A 19,099-nucleotide genomic window follows, 5' to 3' on the forward strand; every position below is an offset into this window, starting at 1 on the left:
TATGAAAATGAACTTATCAGCAATTATGATTGGTTTCATATGTTTATTTCTACAGTGTAGTAACGCAAAAGAAACCCCTATAATAAATAGTACATCAGAAAAAAATAAAAGCATGAACAAAAATAGTTATTTTATAGATTATAGTCTTAGAGGAAATTTTGAAATATATTTTAATGGAATATTAATCGAAAGAAAAAATACGAATGGTACAATAATGAATTATCAATATCTAAATCAGTTTATCGAAGAATCTGGTGAGCAAGATATCACAATAAAAATTTTACCTGAAAATGGGAATACAGAAATATCACCAAATGTATTAAAAAGTATTGCTCTTAAAATTTATTTTTCAGAAAATGGAGATACTCCTCCTTTAAAAATGGTAAAAAATTTAGTATTACCTTCATATAGCAAACCTCAAAATACGGTGGTTTATAATTGGAAAGTAAAGATGGAAGTACCATTTATGAGAAGTAAACTTAAAAATATAGCAACTAATCTTACACAAGAAAATATAGATAGGTTATTTCAAGAAGTTAAGGATTATTATATTAATGTTCAGGGAATTATTAATTCGGGAGATTCTAAAGAATACCTCAGACTTTATAAAAATTCTATTGAAAGAGAAACTGAAACAAGCTATTATACAGCACAAAAAAAAGAGGATTATATTACCAATTTAGCAGATAGAGTTGAAAAAAGTAAGAATGGCATGCTTCAAATACCAAATACACAAATAGTAATACATCCTAATGGTTTAATTGTAGAACTTCAAGATAAAAATTATAATACGCCATTGATGTCTAAAGATAATAGTGGTAAAACAAGGACATTTGGATTACAATTATACCGTTCAATCAAAACAGGAAAACTGGAAGTTTACTAAAATGAAAAGTCTAATTTTAGTTATATCACTCTTATTTATTAATATAGGCTGTAGTCAAAATAAAAAAGATAATAATATAACGAAACAAAATAAATCAATGAAAACAAAGTATATGCTAAATTATTCAATCCCCTATCCTGCTGAAATATTAATTAATGATATGGTTGCAGAAATAGATTTGAATCAGCCACCTTATCCTCCGTGTAATTTAAACGAGTTTTTAATTCCTAACGATGTACAAAATATTAAAATAAAAATATATTCTCCCAATAAAGAAATTAACTCTATTACTAATAAGTTAATTAAGGAGGTAAACAATGAATTAGCTATTTACGAATATATATATGAAAATGAAGATATAAAAGAAATGAAATTGATTCAGAAAATTTCATTTTCAGAAGTTAATACTCCGTTACCATTTATTGAGCAATCTTGGAATATTAATTTAAAAAAGAAAAATTCTCAATGTGATTTGAATGATTTTCTTGATTTAAGAAATTTAGATCAAGACATTTTATTAAAAGATGTAATAAACAAGTTTAATGAATTGAGAGGATACTTAAATTCTGGTGATGTGAATCGATTTATGATAGAAATTTCAAACAGTAATCAAATTTATTTTGAATCCAATGATTTTAATGAGGCAGAGAAAAAAGAATTTAAAAAAAACCAATTTGTAACTTATTCAAAACAAAAAAATACAATTCTTCCAATAGAGAACTACAAATTGAGAATACTAGGTAATGGGAAACTTATCAGTCTAGAAAGAACGGACAGAGCTTATCTTGGGCAAGGAGTTTTAATGGGTATAGACAAATTAAATAAGAATTTTTTTCCAAACTATATAATGTTAGGAATTTCAAAAAAAGATAATAAACTTCAAGTTTTTAAAATAAATTCATTTGAAGAAGGTTTTGAATAAAACCATAATTAAGCAAAGTAATTTTGATCTTTCTGTTCTTATCTATTATTAATACATTAGATAGCAGTTTTGGAGTAACAGAAGCCAAGACAGAACGCAACAATCAAAGAGCATTTTCTAATACCAACAAAGGATTATTTGACCGTCTCAACGCATATCCTTGGAGTTTTGAATTGAAACCTCCAAGCTTAGGAGTTGGTTTAGGAATTGGTTACGCAACTTCAGAGAATGGAACTATCACTTATGAACTTGATGGTAGATTGAAAGCTAACCTCATCATTGGAGCAGATGTAATATTAGATATTCTTGCATTAGGTAGTAAGTTTAAACCTTGGGGAGCTATAATAGATGCACTGGATATAGTTTCTTGGCTTGCTAATCTTTTTAGTGGGGGCAGTGTGGAAATTAATTATGAACTGTATTTTCAATTGACGGCAAAAATAAATTTAGTAGGTATGGATGCCGTAGATGGAGAAAGTAAACCAGCTACACTTACTTATAATTTTGCGGATAAAAAAATAACAAAAGGAGGAGTGGCTTTGCAAGGGTATTTAGAGGGAAAATTGGTTGCCAGTTTTGGTATTTCTTTAGAAATTGAAATGAATAAAGGGAAGAAATTCAATGGTGATGTTAATAAAAAAGCAGATACTAAGAAAGCAGAATTAAGTATTGGAGCTGAAGGTAAGTCATATGTTGCATTAACGTTAGGTAAAAATTTTGGGAATGATAACAGTTGGGATGCTGATTTTTATTTTTCAGGACTTAATTTAAAAATTTGGGCAAAATTTGGTCTAAGTGGAGGTGAGCCAGAGGAATTTGACATTATCCCTGATGCAGAAGGAGAATTAGACGTATTAAAAGGAAAATTTGAAATGAAATAATAAAATGAAAGAACTTGTAATATTTTTTAACCTCATAACAATTTTAATGTCCTGTAGTAAAAGTACTACTGATACAAAAACAAATAAAAATGACACTATAAATACAATGTACTATGTAAATTATAACTTTAGTTTTCCCTATGAAATATCAATTAATGATGTTCTTTTAGAAAAAGATGTTTTTAATGGGCGTTCAGGTCCCGATAGGTTGAATAATTATATCCTAAACAGCGGAAGACAAAAAATTTCCATAAAAGTATTTGCTCCTAAAGACTATAATAATGGATTATTAAAGGATAAAGACCTACAAATTTTGAGTGAGCAAAGTGCATTATATAAAGTCAATAATTCCGATAAATCCTATAATTTAATAAAGAGATTAAAGTTTTCTCCAATACCAAAAGATTTACCTTTTTATGAACAAGAATGGGAATTTGATGCAAATGTACCCAATGAGATAATTGGATGGAAAAATTCAAAAGACTTAACTAAGTTAGATAAAGAAGAATTACAAGAAAAAGTTCAGAAAAAATTTCAAGAACTTTATAATCAATTAAATGAAGGAAAAGTGGGAAATTTTTTAGATGAAATACAAGTCTCAAGTAATGAATTTTTTAAAACTAACTATTTTAACAAATCACAAGAAATTGAGTATACGGATAATTTAAAGAATAGCTATTCCAATTTTAAAGGTAAAATGATTCCTTATAATAAAGGAATTTTAAGAATTATGGGAAATGGAAAAACTGTAACTTTAGAAATACCTGACGGGAAATATAGAGGAATGGGAGTACTAATTGCTGAAGACAGGGAAAAACAAAATGTATATTATAATACCGTTATTCTTCATATTCCACAAGGAGCGGAAGAAGTAAAAGTAATACGAATAAATTCTATAGGAGGTAAATTGCCTAAATAAAAACAGATTTTTAAATAACTAATACAAATTATAAAACTGATTAAAAATGCAATTTTATTATATTGTTGTTCAATTTTATTGTTAACTACAATCTCTTGTCATTCCCAAGAATATGAAAATGACATAATTAATTTGGAATCCTTTAGTTTTAAATTAGATCCTGAAAAATTTTATAAAGAATCAATGAAAAGAGAGAATATAAAATTTACAAGTGGAAAACAATATGTTGAAAAAGATACTTTGAGAGAATCAGATTTCGATTGGAAGGGTGACAAAAATAAAATACTTGGAATACAATATAACGTAAAAAGCTATTCTCCAAAAGATGTAGTTGCAAAGTTTAATAATATTAAATTTAGAACAATGGAGTTTATGGTAAATAAAGAAAAAGATTTAATGTTAGTGAACGCTGTTGCAAAGGTGAATGAGAAGGAAATTAAAAATCTTATATCTGATTTGAACAAAAAGTTTGGGACTGAACCTGAAATTGTTGATGAGGAAATGGGAGGATTTATCAAATATACTATATACTCGTGGAAAAATAATAATCAAATCATAAAACTAGCCACAGCTTTAAAATTAGATTTTTCAAATCCTCATAATATAGTTTCTGAAAAAGATAAAAAGTTTATTCAGGATGTGGAAAAAGATAATATTGAGGAATCTGTATTGTTCATCTGTAATCCGAAATATGAATCTGAGCTAAAAGGAAAGCTTTATTCAGGTAATTGGATAAAATTTAAATAATTAAAAATATGACAACCACAGATTTTTAAATTATGATTTAAGTGGAGATTTTGATATAAAAATTAATGGTTATTTGCAGATATGGTTTACAACTATACCGTTCAATCAAAAAAGGAAAACTGGAAGTTTATTAAAAATGAAAAAACACTATTTGATCTCCTAAAACGCATACTGATGACCAAAAATAATTTTAGATTGAATCATTTATTTTTTTTAATATTAATAGCATTATTTCAAAGCTGTAATTCTCAAACTAAAGATAATCCTCAATATATTGGTTTAAAATATGGAAGTTTTGATATAGACAAGGTAACTTTTACAGAAAAACCAATTTATTGATGATATATTTATTGGAAAAGCTGACAATAAATTCATGCATATTACCAAAACCTGTATTACAGAAGGCACTTATAAAGGTGAATGTAGTATTATTTATAATATTTATAAATACCCTCAGAAAGACGAAGATGTCATTAGGCTTATGACACCAAATAGTATTGAAATTGAAAACCTTTTAAAGAAATAATTATTATACAACACAATTTTAATTACCCCATCTACGAAATTTCTATCACATAACAATATGGGATAATAATTTTAGAAAACCAATAATCACAAGGCTTGACAGTATATTGATCGGTGTATTGGGCTCATGGTTTTATATTTATAAAAAAGACTTTTTCACAAATAATAAAAGATTGTTTTTTATCATAGGTTTTATTATTTTTTTTAGTCATAAATTTTACTCAGATTATCTGATGACAGATTTTGGATTCTATCACAGTGTAATTTATTTTACATTGATTCCTTTTTCTATACTTCTTATGATTCCGTCGATATATTATTTGCCTCAAACAAAATATTCAGTATTCAACAATCTGATTACTTACGGTAGTCTCATTTCATATTCACTATATCTTCTCAATTCAACAATAGTAATTTGGTTAATATTAATTCCAATTTTTTCAGATAATCCAATCAATTTTTTTCTATTTTGGATCTTAACTCCTTTATTATCAATCCCCATGTATAAATATGTCGAAACGCCCTTTATGAAGTTAAGAAGATAATTAAAGAATTGGATTTGGATCAGTGAAAACTATTCAAAACGATCTCAAACAGAATAATCATTTCACATACTTCATCATTAGATATAAATTTTTTTTAAAATTAAATTCATGCAAAAAGCCCTGTTTATGGGCTTTTTTGTTTTTGTAATAAAATATTTTATAAATATTAAAATTTTTTCCAACCCTTTTCCAACTTTCTGCATCTATATAAATAGAAACAGCTGTTACAAACTAAAATGACATTATCTATGAAAAGTTTATATATAAAATTACTCTTATTTTTTCCTGTTCTGTGCATGGCGCAGATTCCGACCATTGAAACGGGAGACGGGAAAGGAGGATACGAAAAAAATAATCAGGTTGTTCTTCAGAAACTAAATATTGAGACGAAGATTACAGGGAGAATTTCTACCAATGTAGTTACGATGGTTTTTAAGAACAATTCAAACCGATTGAGAGAAGGGCGACTTACTTTTCCGCTTCCGGAAGGAGTCAATGCAAGCGGTTACGCTTTAGACATTAATGGAAAACTTCGAAATGCTGTTCCGGTAGAAAAAGAAAAAGCCAAAGAAGTCTACGAAACGATCAAAAAGAGAAACGTTGATCCCGGAGTTTTGGAAAAAGTGGAAGGAAACAATTTTCGTACAACGATTTACCCGATCAATGCTAATGGTGGTGAAAGAACGGTTCAGATTACTTATAATTATGAATTAAAAAAATCGGGAAACAGTTATCAATATTTTTTACCATTAAATTATACTGCTGAAATTCCGGAATTCAATATCAAAACAACGGTTTTCCAGAATACAAATTCTCCGCAGCTGGAAGAAAAGCCGGATGGAAGCTTTGATTTTATTAAAAACGGAAATATCTGGATTGCCGAAACACACAGGACAAAGTATAAACCTGAAAATAATTTAAAAATAAATTTCCCTCAAAATAATGAAAACCAAAGCGTTTTAATTCAAAAAGCTTCCAGCGATTCATCCTATTTTCTGGCAAATCTGAATATTAATTCCAATGAAAGAGCAAAAAAGCTTCCGAATAAACTGGCGATTGTCTGGGATAATTCTTTAAGCGGGAAAAAGCGCGATCATGCAAAAGAATGGAGCCTGCTGGAAGAATATTTTAAGACCAATAAAGATCTTACCGTAAAAATATATTTCATCAATAATACTTTCGATGAAGGCAAAACTTTTAAAATAAATGACGGAAACTGGAATGAATTAAAATCATATTTATTGCAGACAACCTATGATGGCGGAACAGATTTCGGACAGTTGAAATCGATAAGAGAAGATGAAATTCTATTTTTCACAGACGGATTATCTTCTTTCGGAGAATTGAAATTAGGCTGGAACAAACCGACTTATACCATTTCATCATCCAATAATGTGAATTTTAATCAGTTGAAATTTATCAGTAATAAAACAGGCGGTGAATTTTTAAACTTAAGCGAAAATGATCCTAAAAAAGAAGTAAAAAAGCTGTTATCTCAACCTTTGAAATTTTTAGGAATTGAAAATAATGCTTCGCTGTCGGAAGTTTATCCTTCTTTGACGCAGACAATTTCGCAGGATTTTGTATTGACAGGTATTTTAAAAGGAAATCAGGCGACAATTAAAGCAAAATTCGGATACGGAAATGAAGTGACGGAAACAAAAACCATTACTTTAAATGCCAATGAACAAGCAATAAAAGATTGGGAAATTTCAAAATTCTGGGCTCAGAAAAAACTGAACGAACTGGAAATTTTTGAAAAAGAAAACAAAAGCGAGATTAAAAACGTAAGCAAACAATTCGGCTTGGTAAGTAATAATATGAGCTTGATGGTTTTGGAAAATGTTGAAGATTACGTGCGTTACGACATTACTCCGCCTGCAGAGTTAAGAACTCAGTTCAATGAAATTGTAAAAAATAACAGAGCTGCAAAAGATGAAAGAGTAAATGGTTTGATGAGCGATGCCGAAGAAATGACAAAAAATTTAAAAGAATGGTGGAAAAAAGAATATAAACAAAAAGAAAAGTCAAAACGTTATCCAGAACCTGATTATGACGGAATTAGCGATTCCACAGGAAGAAACCAACAAATTGAAGAGGTTGTGGTAAGAGGATTTTCGAATCAGGAATCAGTGAAAGAACCTGCCTATACATTGCCACCGCCAACACCAGTCATGAGTAATAGTGCTCCGAAAGTAGATGCAACTCCGCCTACACCCGCAGTTGCACAAGCAGATAAGGCTGTAGAAATTGTTGAATCCAGATCACCTGTTGAAGATCGTAAGTCTAATGAAATTCGGGAAGTTGTTATGACAGGGGCAATGGGAATAAAGCGAAAAGCAGATATGGTTGCCTCTGCATCGACTGTAACTTCTGAATCAGTAAATATAAGAGGAATGTCATCTGTAACGTCAAATAATGCAGTTCAGGCATTGCAAGGTAAAGCCCCGGGAATGGCTGTCAATTCCGGATGGAGTGCACAAACAGATTCTGTGAAAACTCAGGATATTTCGGAGATAGTGAATTCAGGAAGAATGAGTGTGATCGATGTGAATTCTAATGCAGAATACATGGAGCTTTTTAATGGAGCTAAAAATGCAGAAGCAATTTATGAGACCTATCTTAAAAACAGAAAAGATTATGAAGGTTTACCTCAGTATTATTTTGATATTGCTCAGTTGCTGTTTAAAAATAATGATAAAAAATTAGGTTTAAAAGTCTTGAGCTCTATTGCGGATCTTGATATCGAAAATGAAGAATTGTACAAATTACTGGCTTACAAATTAAAACAGGCTGAAGTTTTTGACAAAGAACTTTTTGCCACTCAGAAAGTGTTGGAATGGCGACCTTTTGACCCTCAAAGCTACAGAGATTATGCATTGGCTTTGGAAGACAACGGACAGTATCAGAATGCTTTGGATAATTTGTATAAAATTCTGACGCAGTCTTACACAAAAGAATTGGCAAATCGTGATGACGGAATAGAGGAAACGGTGATCATGGAAATCAATGAACTGATCAGCAGATACGGAAAGAAATTGGAACTTAAAAATATCAATCCTAAGATCATTGCAGATCTTCCGGTGAATATAAGAGTAGTGCTCAACTGGAATAAAGACGACACGGATATTGACCTTTGGGTAACAGATCCGAATAACGAACGTTGCTATTATGGTCACTCAGAAACAGAGATGGGCGGAAGACTGAGTAATGATTTCACAGGAGGTTTCGGTCCGGAGCAGTTTTTACTGAAAAAAGCCATTAAAGGAAAATATAAAATTCAGACCAATTTCTTTGGCGAAAGACAGGTTGGAATTGCGGGACCAACAGCAATCATGGCAGAAGTTTATATTAATTATGCAACAGGAAGACAGGAAAGAAAAATAGTGGTGTTTCAGAATCAGAAGGAGAATGAAGGAAATGATGACGGGATTCTGATTGGTGAATTTGAATTTTAGTTAGGGAGCTTTTACAAATTCCGGTGATTGTGGTTATGGAATTTGTTCAGGTTTTTATTCTCGCAGGCAAAGCAGATCGATGGATTTAATTAAGCCTTATAAAACCGTATGATCTGAGATTTTTAATCAATTTAATTAAAAAACATTGGTCACTGCGAATCTGCGGGATTTTTTGAAATAAGAGGATAAAGACATAAATAAGTTTGAATGTGGAAATGTTAATTTTAGTGGTCGATGTATTATGAAGGAGATTGAGTTTGGAGCGCCTGCAGAAATGCAGGTGCTTTTTTATTATAATGATATTTTGTACCTTTTGATGATAAAAACATAATCTCATGAAGCTTATAATTATTCTTTCATTAATTTTCTTCGGACTAAAGCTGAATGCCCAAAAAGTTTTTTCCACTCAATATTCAAGCCAAGCTGAGGTGAAAGTCTTTGTTTGCAAGAATGAAAGCCAAGCAGATCTTAAAGTATATAAAGTGCAGTACGACAGTCAGGCAGCCGGAAATGAAGGGAAATGGTTTTTCACAAAATACGACAGTCAGGCAAAGAAGAAAATGTATTTTGTAGATTATGAAAGTCAGGCAGATCTGAAGATTTTCTTTGTAAAATATTCCAGTTCGGCGGGTTGGAGAAATAAGGCTAAACAGTATTTGATGTATTAAAAATATTCAGCAGTAAAAATTTTGTAGTTTTTATTCTACAAAATGTAGTTTTCTTCCTACAGGATTTCTTCTTTTTTAAAAACAAATCGGTCATATTTTCGCACTGAAAAAAAGTTTGTTCTCTACACTCAATCAAATCAGGCGTAAAACTAATGACACAATTTTCCTCAAAAAACAAATCAGTCTTTTTCCAAGTAGTTGGGAAAAAACTTTTTGTTTTTTTAATACTGTTTTAAAACAAAAAAGATATTTCTCATAAAAATTAAGGATGTAAAAATACTAACATGAGCAGAATTTATTTTTCATTATTACTAACAGCCTTTGGATTGGCAAACGGACAGGTCGGTATCAACACAGCAACTCCTGATCCGTCTGCAATTTTAGATCTTAGCCAATCTTCTAAAGCAGGCGGTCTGAAGTTTCCGACTGTAGCATTACAATCAACAACTGATATTATTACAATTCCGAATCCTGCATCCGGACTGATGATTTTTAATACTGCAACTGCAGGAACAGGATTAGGAGCAGTAACAGCAGGAAGCATCTATAAATTCAACGGAACGATCTGGAAAAAATTAAGTACAAAAGATGAAACCCTGAACGGAAATGTACCTAAAGTTGTCGCATTCGGAAAAAAAGTAAGTACAACTACAACCTGCAACGGAATAAATGAAGGTTTTTTTGCTTTGGAGCAGATTAGCAATCCTGCCATACTTTCAAGTTCGGGTGCATTTACGGCTCCACAAAGCGGATATTATAGTTTTTCTGTATACAGTAAACAATATATGCCTGCGAATCCTAATCAGGCTTATAATACCGCACCATTTATATTTTCTGTAGGGTTAGATGCCTTCACATATAAATTCAGAGGAAGTGGATATGGCGATCAAGGAGCTGCTACTTCAGGTATTGTCTATTTGGTGCAAGGACAGGTGACTCCACCTTGGCAATGGACCTTTGGTACAGGAAATATTTGCGGATCAGCAGGAAGAATAAAGGAACAAAGTGTGATCTGGGAGTTTATAGGAGGTACATTATAATCAAAATAAGAAAGAAAAATGAAAAATAATAAGCTTTTTTTTACATTATTAATGGGCTTTACTGGTGTTATAAATATATATTCTCAGGTCGGAATTAATACAGCGACACCACATCCTTCGGCATTGCTGGACATTGGCTCTATAGATAAAGGTTTTTTAATTAATAAAGTTCCTTTACAATCGAGAAACGACATTACTACAATTTCCAATCCGAAAAGAGGAACATTAATTATAGCGTCCACAACGGTTGGATCAGGAAACACTCAGATCACAGCAGGAACATTATATAAATTTGATGGGACTCAGTGGCAGGAACTACTGGAAAATAATACCAATTCACAAGGCTTTTTATATCCGAGTGTAGTAGCAATCGGTAAGAAAACGACTACAGATACTTCCTGTACAGGGATTACAGCAGCTAATTTTGCACTCACCAGCCTGAATTCTGTAGATGGAAGTACAATATCTTCTACAGGCGCACTTACTGCAGGAAGAAGTGGATATTATTACTGGTCTATTAATATTAAACAATTTATGCTTAGAAAAGCTTACAATCCTGCAATTTATCCAGGCATGTTAACATATGCTTTCCAGTTGGGGTCTACAGGCGCAAGAGGTTGGCAATCAAACAATTTTTCAGGATCTGTATATCTGAATCAAGGGCAGACTTCGGAAGGTTTTACATGGGATCTTGGTGATAATGGTACTGGAACCGGAACTTGCGTAGCTGATGACAGAATAGGCGAACAGCAGGTAGTTTGGATCTATATGGGCGAATAATTTTCTGAATTTTAAAAAATCGAAATCATGACAAAATTAAATATAAAACTAAGTTTTATCTGCATTCTTTTTGCAACATTCATATACCCTCAAGTCGGAATTGGAACGGCAACACCAACTCCTTCTGCGGCTTTGGAGCTAGCAAGTACAAATAAAGGATTAATACTTCCTCATGCGGCACTTACTTCGAAAACAGATATTACAACAATTTCAAATCCTGCTGCAGGGTTAGTTATTTATAATACAAATAACAGCAGTGCTTCAGTAGCGGATGCAATAAAAGTATATGAAGATCTTCCTTATGTTTTCAACGGAACGCAATGGCAGGAAATGATGGATGATGTAAAGATCAATACTTTTCTTACGCTTCCTGAAGTATTTGCAAAAGGAAGAAAAACCACAACTGATACTTCTTGTATTAATCTTAACGGAGGTTCGTTTGCATTAAACTCCAGAGATGCAAACATAGCAGCTGACGGTACTATTGTAGCCAGCAAATCAGGATTTTACAAATTTACAATCAGTACTGGGATTACAGCTCAAGCACTACAATATATTCCTGTTTTGGCATATTTGGGAGGAACCAATTCTAATGATATAAGATTTTCTTTTGCTTTCAGAGGAGAACCGGCAGGATATGCTAACAGAAATATTTCTTATTCTTCTGTAGTTTTTCTTAACGCAGGAGAGACTTCCGGATATTTTCAGTGGATTTTGGGAGGTACTTTCACATGTGATACTTCCAATAAGATCAATCAGCAGGAAGTTATCTGGCAATATCTTGGAAATTTATAGACGCACATTCCTTTTTATATCGATTTTAGTATGAAAAGCCTTATTTATAAGGCTTTTCGCTTTTATTTATGACTTTATTGTTTTTTGTTTCTTCGTCATAATTTTTAAATCCCGTCGGAAACCTCCGAAACTTTCCCTTACTAAATTTTCACTGTCGGAAGTTTCCGAACATCGTAAAATAATTGTGGTTTGCCCTGTCGAGCGTTCACATTTACTTCCCTGACTATTGGTTCTCTCCGTCGCGAGTTCACAACGATAAGAACGAATTGTTTTGCTCCGTCTGAACTTCAGACGAAGGATGAAAATTCCTGAAAATATATTTCGTAAATTTACGGTCATTATCAATTTCGTTCCGAAATATCAATCCAGTCTTATGAAAATTCACAATAAAAAAAAGTATCTCAGTTTTTTAAAATTTAAAAGGGATTTTCAAAACTACGGCTTGGAAAAAGCAAGAAGCTACGAGCTTATCCTTCATTGGCTGAACAACAGACTCAGCCGAAGTCAGTTTTTGGTACTGTCGGGTATTTTGGTAGGATGTACAGCGGGATTGGCAGGCGTTTTACTGAAAACTCTGGTTCACAATATTCATCATTTTATTACGACGAAAGTTCATTTCGAATATCAGATTCTTTTTTATGTTATTTTTCCGTTTTTAGGAATTGTTTTAACGACGCTTATTGTTTTAACGATATTTAAAGGGCAGGACAGAAAAGGCATTGGTGCGATCTTATATGAAGTTGCCCAGAATTCCAGTATTGTTTCTTCGGTGAAAATGTATTCGCAGATTGTTCAGAGTGCGGTGACCGTTGGTCTTGGGGGTTCTGCCGGTCTGGAAAGCCCGATTGCGGTAACGGGAGCTGCAATTGGTTCCAATTATGCACAGACTTACAGACTAAGCTATAAAGAAAGAACCTTGTTATTGGCTGCAGGAGCCACTGCCGGAATTGCTTCGGCTTTTAACGCTCCGATTGCCGGAATTATGTTTGCTTTTGAAATTCTGTTGACGGGCGTTGTTTTCACAGATTTTATTCCTTTGGTGGTAGCTGCGGTTTGCGGAAGTTTATTGTCTAGGATTTTGCTGCAGGAAGATGTGCTTTTTAGGTTTTATACAAGGGAAGCCTTTAATTATAAGAATGTTCCGTATTACCTTATTCTGGGAATTGTGACGGGATTGTATGCAAGATATTTTGTGGTGGTTTCTCAGAAAGTAGAGCATTTTATTAAAGGTTTAAAATTGACACGCTTAAGAAAGGCAATGTTTGGCGGAGCGGTTTTGTCTTTGCTTTGTGTGCTTTTTCCGCCATTGTTCGGGGAAGGATATGAAACCGTGAAAGCATTTACGAATGGCGATACACACAGAATTATCGAGAACAGCTTTTTCAGATATTTTGAGATCAAAGGTTTTACGATCATTATTTTCTTAGTTTTGGTTTTGTTGCTTAAAGCTTTTGCAACATCGTTTACGATTTTCAGTGGCGGAAATGGCGGTAATTTTGCACCTTCACTTTTCGCGGGCGGAACGGTAGGATATTTATTCGCAATTGTTTGTCAACAGATAGGCTTTACGGAAGTTCCTGTTACCAACCTTGTTTTGGTGGGAATGGCAGGTGCAATGAGCGGTGTAATGTATGCTCCGCTGACAGCGATTTTTCTGATAGCGGAATCAAGCTTCGGGTATGATCTTTTTATTCCTTTAATGATTGTTTCCATTATATCATATTTAATTGCCAAATGGTTTTCTCCCATCTCTCCGGAATTGAAAGCTTTGGCAGATCAGGGGAAAATTTTCACGAATAAACATGATAAGAACTTATTGTTTTCATTAAAAACAGAAGAATTTATCGACAGATATTCACAGACCGTCAATGAAAATGCTTCTATCACGGAATTGTTTGATATGGTAAAGAACGGGAACAAAAATGTTTTTGCAGTCGTAGATAATAATAAAACATTGAGGGGAATCTTAACACTGGACGATATAAGACCTTATTTATTTGCCAATGATGAGGTTCCGGTCACCATTGCTCAGATCATGAAAGCTCCTCCGGCTGTGATTCATCCTGAAAATCAACCGTTGGATATTCTGCAGACTTTGGACGATACAGGAGTGTGGAATTTGCCTGTTGTGGATAATAATAATCAATTTATCGGGTTTATTTCTAAATCTTCTATCTTAATGAGCTACAGGCAGCTTTTGAAAGAGTATTCGAATTAATTCCATAGAATTTTGAATACTTAGATTCTATTTTAGATATAAAAACCACCAAATTTTATTGGTGGTTTTATAATATTTCTTATTCAGAATAATCATCGCTATCATAGCCTTTTACTCCTATAAATTCTATCTTCTCAATTTTTAAATTGGAGAAAAATTGTGCAACATTATAAGTCCATTGTGTATGACTTTCTTCCATTAATGTCTGTACTTGAATTGGAATTTCATTCTCAAAAGTTATTTTGACTAAGGGGTATTGATATGAATTTTGTGATGAAATTCTCAACATAGGCATATCAACAAAAAATAATTTCAATACATAATATTTTGTGCTTGGGGATATCTTTGTGTCATAAATCCAACCATCAGGCACTACATTTTTATTTAGTAATTCAGTATGAAAATTTGAAAAATTCTGTCCATAAAATTGTGTTTTATTAGGAATTATTAAATTTAATTTCGGAACAACATCATTATAAAAAGTAATATAATCATGTGTTGTTTGTGCCTTACAATTTATAATGCATATTGCGAAAGTAAATAAAGCGATAATATTCATATTTGTGCTAATAGAGTAAAGCCTCCTAAGAGGCTTATATTATTGTTTCGTAAAAACCAGATTTTCAGTATCAGGAAGATATACTGTTACGTCAGAACTACCGGGACAATCGCCGTTACTAAAAAGGGAATCATTGGGATAGTAAGACCATGTGATCTGTGTACTGTTTATTTTCTTTAAAGTTATCCTTCCCCAGCCTACACCACAATTAGTACCTGAATATCTTAAAGAAATACTGTTATTATCATTTTCATTTGTTCCCATACTTATTATTTTATTCAAATTAGGATCATTAGGGTTAGGAGTTTGATTATCTTGTAATATTGCTCCATTGGATATTTTCTTTACAGTATATTTTATATGGAGTACATCTCTATAAAATTTTCTATCTCCTGAACCATAATCTTTTAGATACATATCTTCTTTGGTGATAAATAATGTGATTTGATTTCCATCATAATTAGCTTTATATATACCTACATATTGAGGAAGTAGATTATCCAGATCTTTCATGTATGCATAATTAGGAGCGTCTTCGTAATACGTATTTAGAGGATATACTTGTTGTGCTTTACAATTTATTAAACATACAGCAAATGTTAATATCGATAATATATTTTTCATATTTGTGCTAATAGAGTAAAGCCTCCTAAGAGACTTATATTATTGTTTCGTAAAAACCAGATTTTCAGTATCAGGAAGATATACTGTTATGTCAGGACTACCAGGACAATCGCCGTTACTAAAAAGAGAATCATTGGGGTAATAAGACCATGTGATCTGTGTACTATTTATTTTCTTTAAAGTTATTCTTCCCCAACCTACACCACAATTAGTACCTGAATATCTTAAAGAAATACTGTTATTATCATTCTCATTTGTTCCCATACTTATAATTTCATTTCTAATAGGACTTGGCGGATTTAAATTATCCTGAAGGATTGAGCCCGTAGTTATTTTTTTAACATTATACTTTACATGTAATACATCTTCATAATGTTTTCTGTTATTAGAATGGTCAATTAGCGAATGATCTTCTTTAGTAATAAATAGAGTAATTTCATTTCCTTGATAAGTAGCTTTATATGTGCCTACATATGGAGGAAGCAAATTATCTAAATCTTTCATATAAGCGTAATTTGGGGCATCTTTATAAAAAGTGTTTAGAGGATAAATTTGCTGTTGTGCTTTGCAATTTATTACACTTATTGCTATAGTTAATAATAATAGTATTTTTTTCATAATTGTTTTTTTATAATTCCGGACATGGTGTTTCTTGTGGTTTTCCGTCAGCATTAAGTGTTACATTATACACTTTTCCGTATTTATCTATTCTTTGTAAAATTATTTTATTTTTATCAATATTCATATCATCTAAAGCATTGAAGAGTAATTCTTCCAATCCTTTAAAGCTAAGAAAATTTCCATTTTGGGAAGAATACCCCGATTTTGGTCTTATCTTTTGTTCAAATTGTTCAAAATTATCTTTCAATATTTTCAAATCCTCTTCAGTATAATTCCTGTTTTTAATAGCAAGTGCATCGGTGAGAGTACCATCAAATCTAATAAGAAAATTAATATATTCATATCCATCTGGACAACCTCCTGCACATACTTCTGTAGCAACCATACCTCCAAATGAAGCATTTACAGGAGTTCCTGCAGGTTGGTTCGCAATAAACTGAAATAGCTTATAAATATCGGGTGGAGAAAGAATTTTTACTCCTTTGGGTGTATGGTTATGATAATATCCTGCATATCCTGTCATATCTCCCAAATCTGCACTATGTTCTCCTCCTATGATTATAGGTGATGTCGTAGAGCCATCAGCATTAGATTTAAAAGCTTTTTCACCATTATTGGGTGGTGTCAATTTTGACTGGGCATATAAGGCATTAATTTTATCATCCACTTCAGGATTTTGCAATAAACTCTTTGTTTTTTCGCAAGGATCTTCAATAGGAATATCTATATTCCAGCCTCCACCTCCGCATTGTGGATTTAGTCTGTAGAAAACTTCATTCAGAGAACAAGGGTCTTTTGGTGGCTGTGGTCCCGGAGTTCCTCCTCCGCCACCGCCTCCACATCCGATACATCCACCTGGTGTTGAAGGGAAAGGATCGTAATCGCCTGTTATTATAATCTCATAAGAGCATTCTGTATGTCCGCACGCTGTACATCCACTCGATGCGTCACAGGCGCCTGTACCATGATGCGTACAGTGAAGCACCAATACACAAGATTCTACAATGATTATTTTTCCCGATTCACTGGCTTTAGGCTTGGTAGGGGAAAAATCTTTTATCCAGACCTCGCTACGCTCACCATCGGATTTATCGCCTATAAAAAGATCCTCTGGTATTCCTATAAATTTTTCATTCCCAAAGGTCTTATTATCCATATACATAAAAGTATAAAAAAGATTTTCTCTGTTTTTTTTGCTTATCCTTTGGTCATTTACAACACTCTCCAATAGTCTGTTATCGTAATTTGTTACTCCTGTTACAGAATTTTCACTATCCAAAGTTGCAAAAAGTACAGAGCTCATGGTTTCATTATCATGCGAAAGTGGAATCATAAGCCCTGTTGCCGTTTCGGTATCCACTACCTGCATTTTTTCCCAGATCGGCATCCCTTTCTGGTCAGACATTGTCGTGAGGAAATCTTTTTCGCGGTTATAAGCATCCAAAATAGCAATGTAATCTACTCCGGATTTTGCATTCTCAGAAGAATGTTTAAAGAAATTCGCATTATTTCTTTGGGGTTCGGTTTCGCCTTTGGCGAAGTCTTCATTGTGACAAGACCATAGTAAGATCAGAAAGACTATCAGTACCGATAGCCTGAGAACAATTTTTTTTCTCATAATTTGTTTTGTGTTTAAGAATCGTAAATATATAATTTTTCTTACTAATCACACCGAGGTGATTATATTTTTCAAATGTAAAATAAAAAACAAATATTTTTCAGGGAATTTTATTCGGGTTTTATTCGGGTTTATTCGCATAATCCTATATTTGTAAAAAATAGTCTTATGGTAAAAGAAAATCTTATAAGGTTGCGCAAGCAGAAGAAATTTTCTCAGCAGGATATAGCCGAACATCTGAATATCAGCCAGACACAGTATCAGAGAAAAGAAAAAGGAGAGGCAGGGATTACCGATAGCGAATGGGAGCGTATTGCCAAACTTTTGGACGTTGAGGTTGAAGAAATAAAAGAAAATTCTGATGCGACAAATGTTATGCAGAACTTTGATAACAGTTCTGGAAATTTTGGAAATAATACCAACAACTATTATAATGTTCCTGAATTTTTACTTGAAACTCAAAAAGATTATATCAATCTTTTAAAAGAAGAGAACGAGAGGCTAAAAAACGAGAACAAAAAACTTCAGGAAGAAAACGAGCTGTTGAGATCTTAGAAGAACTAGTATAAAACACTCGCTGTTCAGGTAAAAAGACTGGTTGTTCAGTCTTTTTGTGTCAACAACCAGTCTTTTAGTGTGGTTATTGAGTCTTTTTACCTCAACGACGAGTCTTTTTGTGACAACGTTGTCACATTTTATGACAAAAACGACTCTTTTATACTCAACGGCGAGTGTAAAAGAGTCGTTTTAAGTTTAAAAGAGCAGGATCTATTCTTTTTTAGGGACAGCTTTGTTGCCTTTTCTTACAAATCTTTGGCTAAGATCTTCATAGATAGGCTTTGCAGTGGCAATTCCTTTGTCGGCAGCTTCTTTAGTAGTTCCATAATAAAATAATGCAGCGACTATTGCTTCACTTCCTGCAAGCATGATGGTGTCGTCTATATCAGAAGCCAATTGTACTGCCAGATTTCCCAAAGGACTAAGACCTGTAACTACCGCTTCATCTTTCAGAAACTCTACCTTATCCATATACGCAGGTGCAAACTCGGGATTGGTAGCAAGATAAGATTTTACTTTTTGTACGGTGGCAACTGTTTTATCTCCCATCTTGAAAAGTTTTTTTCTCTGGTCTACGCTCAAACCTTGTAAATAAGGGGCTAATAAGGTTTTGCAGTCCTGAAGTTTCTGAGATACTTCATCTAATACCGCCTGTGGAATTTCTACACTGATTTGATTTGTGTTACTCATAAGAATTTGTGCTTTATTTGTTAAGTCGTCAAATGTAATTATTTA

Annotated in this window: 17 protein-coding genes; 12 read left to right on the top strand and 5 right to left on the bottom strand. The window is 32.7% G+C overall.

From position 1 onward, the window contains the following. Position 1: 1 nt before the first annotated feature. From ABD940_RS13665 to ABD940_RS13715, 11 genes are all read left to right on the top strand, one after another. Positions 2–886: a hypothetical protein gene (locus tag ABD940_RS13665; protein ID WP_345204959.1), complete on the top strand. Its 885-nt coding sequence runs from the start codon at positions 2–4 to the stop codon at positions 884–886. Between the two features lies 1 nt (position 887). Beyond that, on the top strand, positions 888–1,808 hold the full coding sequence (locus ABD940_RS13670; RefSeq protein ID WP_345204961.1) for a hypothetical protein: 921 nt from the start codon (positions 888–890) through the stop codon (positions 1,806–1,808). Between the two features lie 23 nt (positions 1,809–1,831). Then, entirely contained in the window at positions 1,832–2,689 is an 858-nt protein-coding gene (locus tag ABD940_RS13675) for a hypothetical protein (protein WP_345204963.1), read from the top strand. A 4-nt stretch (positions 2,690–2,693) separates the two neighbouring features. Then, complete coding sequence (locus ABD940_RS13680) at positions 2,694–3,608, top strand: hypothetical protein (protein ID WP_345204965.1); 915 nt, start codon at positions 2,694–2,696, stop codon at positions 3,606–3,608. Positions 3,609–3,791: 183 nt separating this feature from the next. After that, positions 3,792–4,355: a hypothetical protein gene (locus ABD940_RS13685; RefSeq protein WP_345204968.1), complete on the top strand. Its 564-nt coding sequence runs from the start codon at positions 3,792–3,794 to the stop codon at positions 4,353–4,355. A 1,318-nt stretch (positions 4,356–5,673) separates the two neighbouring features. Then, on the top strand, positions 5,674–8,883 hold the full coding sequence (locus ABD940_RS13690; RefSeq protein ID WP_345204971.1) for a VIT domain-containing protein: 3,210 nt from the start codon (positions 5,674–5,676) through the stop codon (positions 8,881–8,883). Between the two features lie 335 nt (positions 8,884–9,218). After that, on the top strand, positions 9,219–9,551 hold the full coding sequence (locus ABD940_RS13695) for a 7(1) septoil knot domain-containing protein (RefSeq protein WP_345204973.1): 333 nt from the start codon (positions 9,219–9,221) through the stop codon (positions 9,549–9,551). Between the two features lie 284 nt (positions 9,552–9,835). After that, positions 9,836–10,591, top strand: coding sequence for a hypothetical protein (locus ABD940_RS13700; protein WP_345204975.1), 756 nt, complete (start codon positions 9,836–9,838; stop codon positions 10,589–10,591). 18 nt (positions 10,592–10,609) lie between these two features. Further along, the gene (locus ABD940_RS13705; protein ID WP_345204978.1) at positions 10,610–11,371 is read left to right on the top strand and encodes a hypothetical protein; all 762 of its coding nucleotides are present in this window, start codon (positions 10,610–10,612) and stop codon (positions 11,369–11,371) included. Positions 11,372–11,398: 27 nt separating this feature from the next. Beyond that, on the top strand, positions 11,399–12,166 hold the full coding sequence (locus tag ABD940_RS13710) for a hypothetical protein (protein WP_345204981.1): 768 nt from the start codon (positions 11,399–11,401) through the stop codon (positions 12,164–12,166). A 442-nt stretch (positions 12,167–12,608) separates the two neighbouring features. Next, entirely contained in the window at positions 12,609–14,384 is a 1,776-nt protein-coding gene (locus ABD940_RS13715) for a chloride channel protein (protein ID WP_345204984.1), read from the top strand. A 79-nt stretch (positions 14,385–14,463) separates the two neighbouring features. On the opposite strand, the gene ABD940_RS13720 is transcribed toward ABD940_RS13715, so the two are convergent. From ABD940_RS13720 to ABD940_RS13735, 4 genes are read right to left on the bottom strand one after another with little or no spacing between them, the layout of a single operon-like run. Continuing rightward, positions 14,464–14,943, bottom strand: coding sequence for a hypothetical protein (locus ABD940_RS13720; protein WP_345204986.1), 480 nt, complete (start codon positions 14,941–14,943; stop codon positions 14,464–14,466). Between the two features lie 39 nt (positions 14,944–14,982). Then, on the bottom strand, positions 14,983–15,567 hold the full coding sequence (locus ABD940_RS13725; protein ID WP_345204988.1) for a DUF6705 family protein: 585 nt from the start codon (positions 15,565–15,567) through the stop codon (positions 14,983–14,985). A 39-nt stretch (positions 15,568–15,606) separates the two neighbouring features. After that, positions 15,607–16,185, bottom strand: a complete 579-nt coding sequence (locus ABD940_RS13730; protein WP_345204990.1) for a DUF6705 family protein — start codon at positions 16,183–16,185, stop codon at positions 15,607–15,609. Between the two features lie 10 nt (positions 16,186–16,195). After that, positions 16,196–17,806 (bottom strand): hypothetical protein, encoded by a 1,611-nt coding sequence (locus ABD940_RS13735; RefSeq protein WP_345204993.1) that lies wholly within the window; start codon positions 17,804–17,806, stop codon positions 16,196–16,198. 168 nt (positions 17,807–17,974) lie between these two features. Here ABD940_RS13735 and ABD940_RS13740 point away from each other — a divergent pair, with 168 nt between their 5' ends. Then, positions 17,975–18,361, top strand: a complete 387-nt coding sequence (locus ABD940_RS13740) for a helix-turn-helix transcriptional regulator (protein WP_345204995.1) — start codon at positions 17,975–17,977, stop codon at positions 18,359–18,361. 213 nt (positions 18,362–18,574) lie between these two features. Here ABD940_RS13740 and ABD940_RS13745 read toward each other — a convergent pair whose 3' ends face one another. Beyond that, complete coding sequence (locus ABD940_RS13745; RefSeq protein ID WP_345204998.1) at positions 18,575–19,054, bottom strand: hypothetical protein; 480 nt, start codon at positions 19,052–19,054, stop codon at positions 18,575–18,577. Positions 19,055–19,099 lie beyond the last annotated feature (45 nt).

It is taken from the genome of Chryseobacterium ginsengisoli (genome assembly GCF_039542325.1).
GTDB classification, from domain to species: domain Bacteria; phylum Bacteroidota; class Bacteroidia; order Flavobacteriales; family Weeksellaceae; genus Chryseobacterium; species Chryseobacterium ginsengisoli.

Bases quoted from the DNA above. Each gene is read 5' to 3' on its own strand.
- ABD940_RS13695 (WP_345204973.1), top strand. From the start codon at position 9,219: ATGAAGCTTATAATTATTCTTTCATTAATTTTCTTCGGACTAAAGCTG.
- ABD940_RS13725 (WP_345204988.1), bottom strand. From the start codon at position 15,567: ATGAAAAATATATTATCGATATTAACATTTGCTGTATGTTTAATAAAT.
- ABD940_RS13740 (WP_345204995.1), top strand. From the start codon at position 17,975: ATGGTAAAAGAAAATCTTATAAGGTTGCGCAAGCAGAAGAAATTTTCT.
- ABD940_RS13700 (WP_345204975.1), top strand. From the start codon at position 9,836: ATGAGCAGAATTTATTTTTCATTATTACTAACAGCCTTTGGATTGGCA.
- ABD940_RS13720 (WP_345204986.1), bottom strand. From the start codon at position 14,943: ATGAATATTATCGCTTTATTTACTTTCGCAATATGCATTATAAATTGT.
- ABD940_RS13680 (WP_345204965.1), top strand. From the start codon at position 2,694: ATGAAAGAACTTGTAATATTTTTTAACCTCATAACAATTTTAATGTCC.
- ABD940_RS13735 (WP_345204993.1), bottom strand. From the start codon at position 17,806: ATGAGAAAAAAAATTGTTCTCAGGCTATCGGTACTGATAGTCTTTCTG.
- ABD940_RS13730 (WP_345204990.1), bottom strand. From the start codon at position 16,185: ATGAAAAAAATACTATTATTATTAACTATAGCAATAAGTGTAATAAAT.
- ABD940_RS13665 (WP_345204959.1), top strand. From the start codon at position 2: ATGAAAATGAACTTATCAGCAATTATGATTGGTTTCATATGTTTATTT.
- ABD940_RS13745 (WP_345204998.1), bottom strand. From the start codon at position 19,054: ATGAGTAACACAAATCAAATCAGTGTAGAAATTCCACAGGCGGTATTA.
- ABD940_RS13690 (WP_345204971.1), top strand. From the start codon at position 5,674: ATGAAAAGTTTATATATAAAATTACTCTTATTTTTTCCTGTTCTGTGC.
- ABD940_RS13685 (WP_345204968.1), top strand. From the start codon at position 3,792: ATGAAAAGAGAGAATATAAAATTTACAAGTGGAAAACAATATGTTGAA.
- ABD940_RS13705 (WP_345204978.1), top strand. From the start codon at position 10,610: ATGAAAAATAATAAGCTTTTTTTTACATTATTAATGGGCTTTACTGGT.
- ABD940_RS13710 (WP_345204981.1), top strand. From the start codon at position 11,399: ATGACAAAATTAAATATAAAACTAAGTTTTATCTGCATTCTTTTTGCA.
- ABD940_RS13670 (WP_345204961.1), top strand. From the start codon at position 888: ATGAAAAGTCTAATTTTAGTTATATCACTCTTATTTATTAATATAGGC.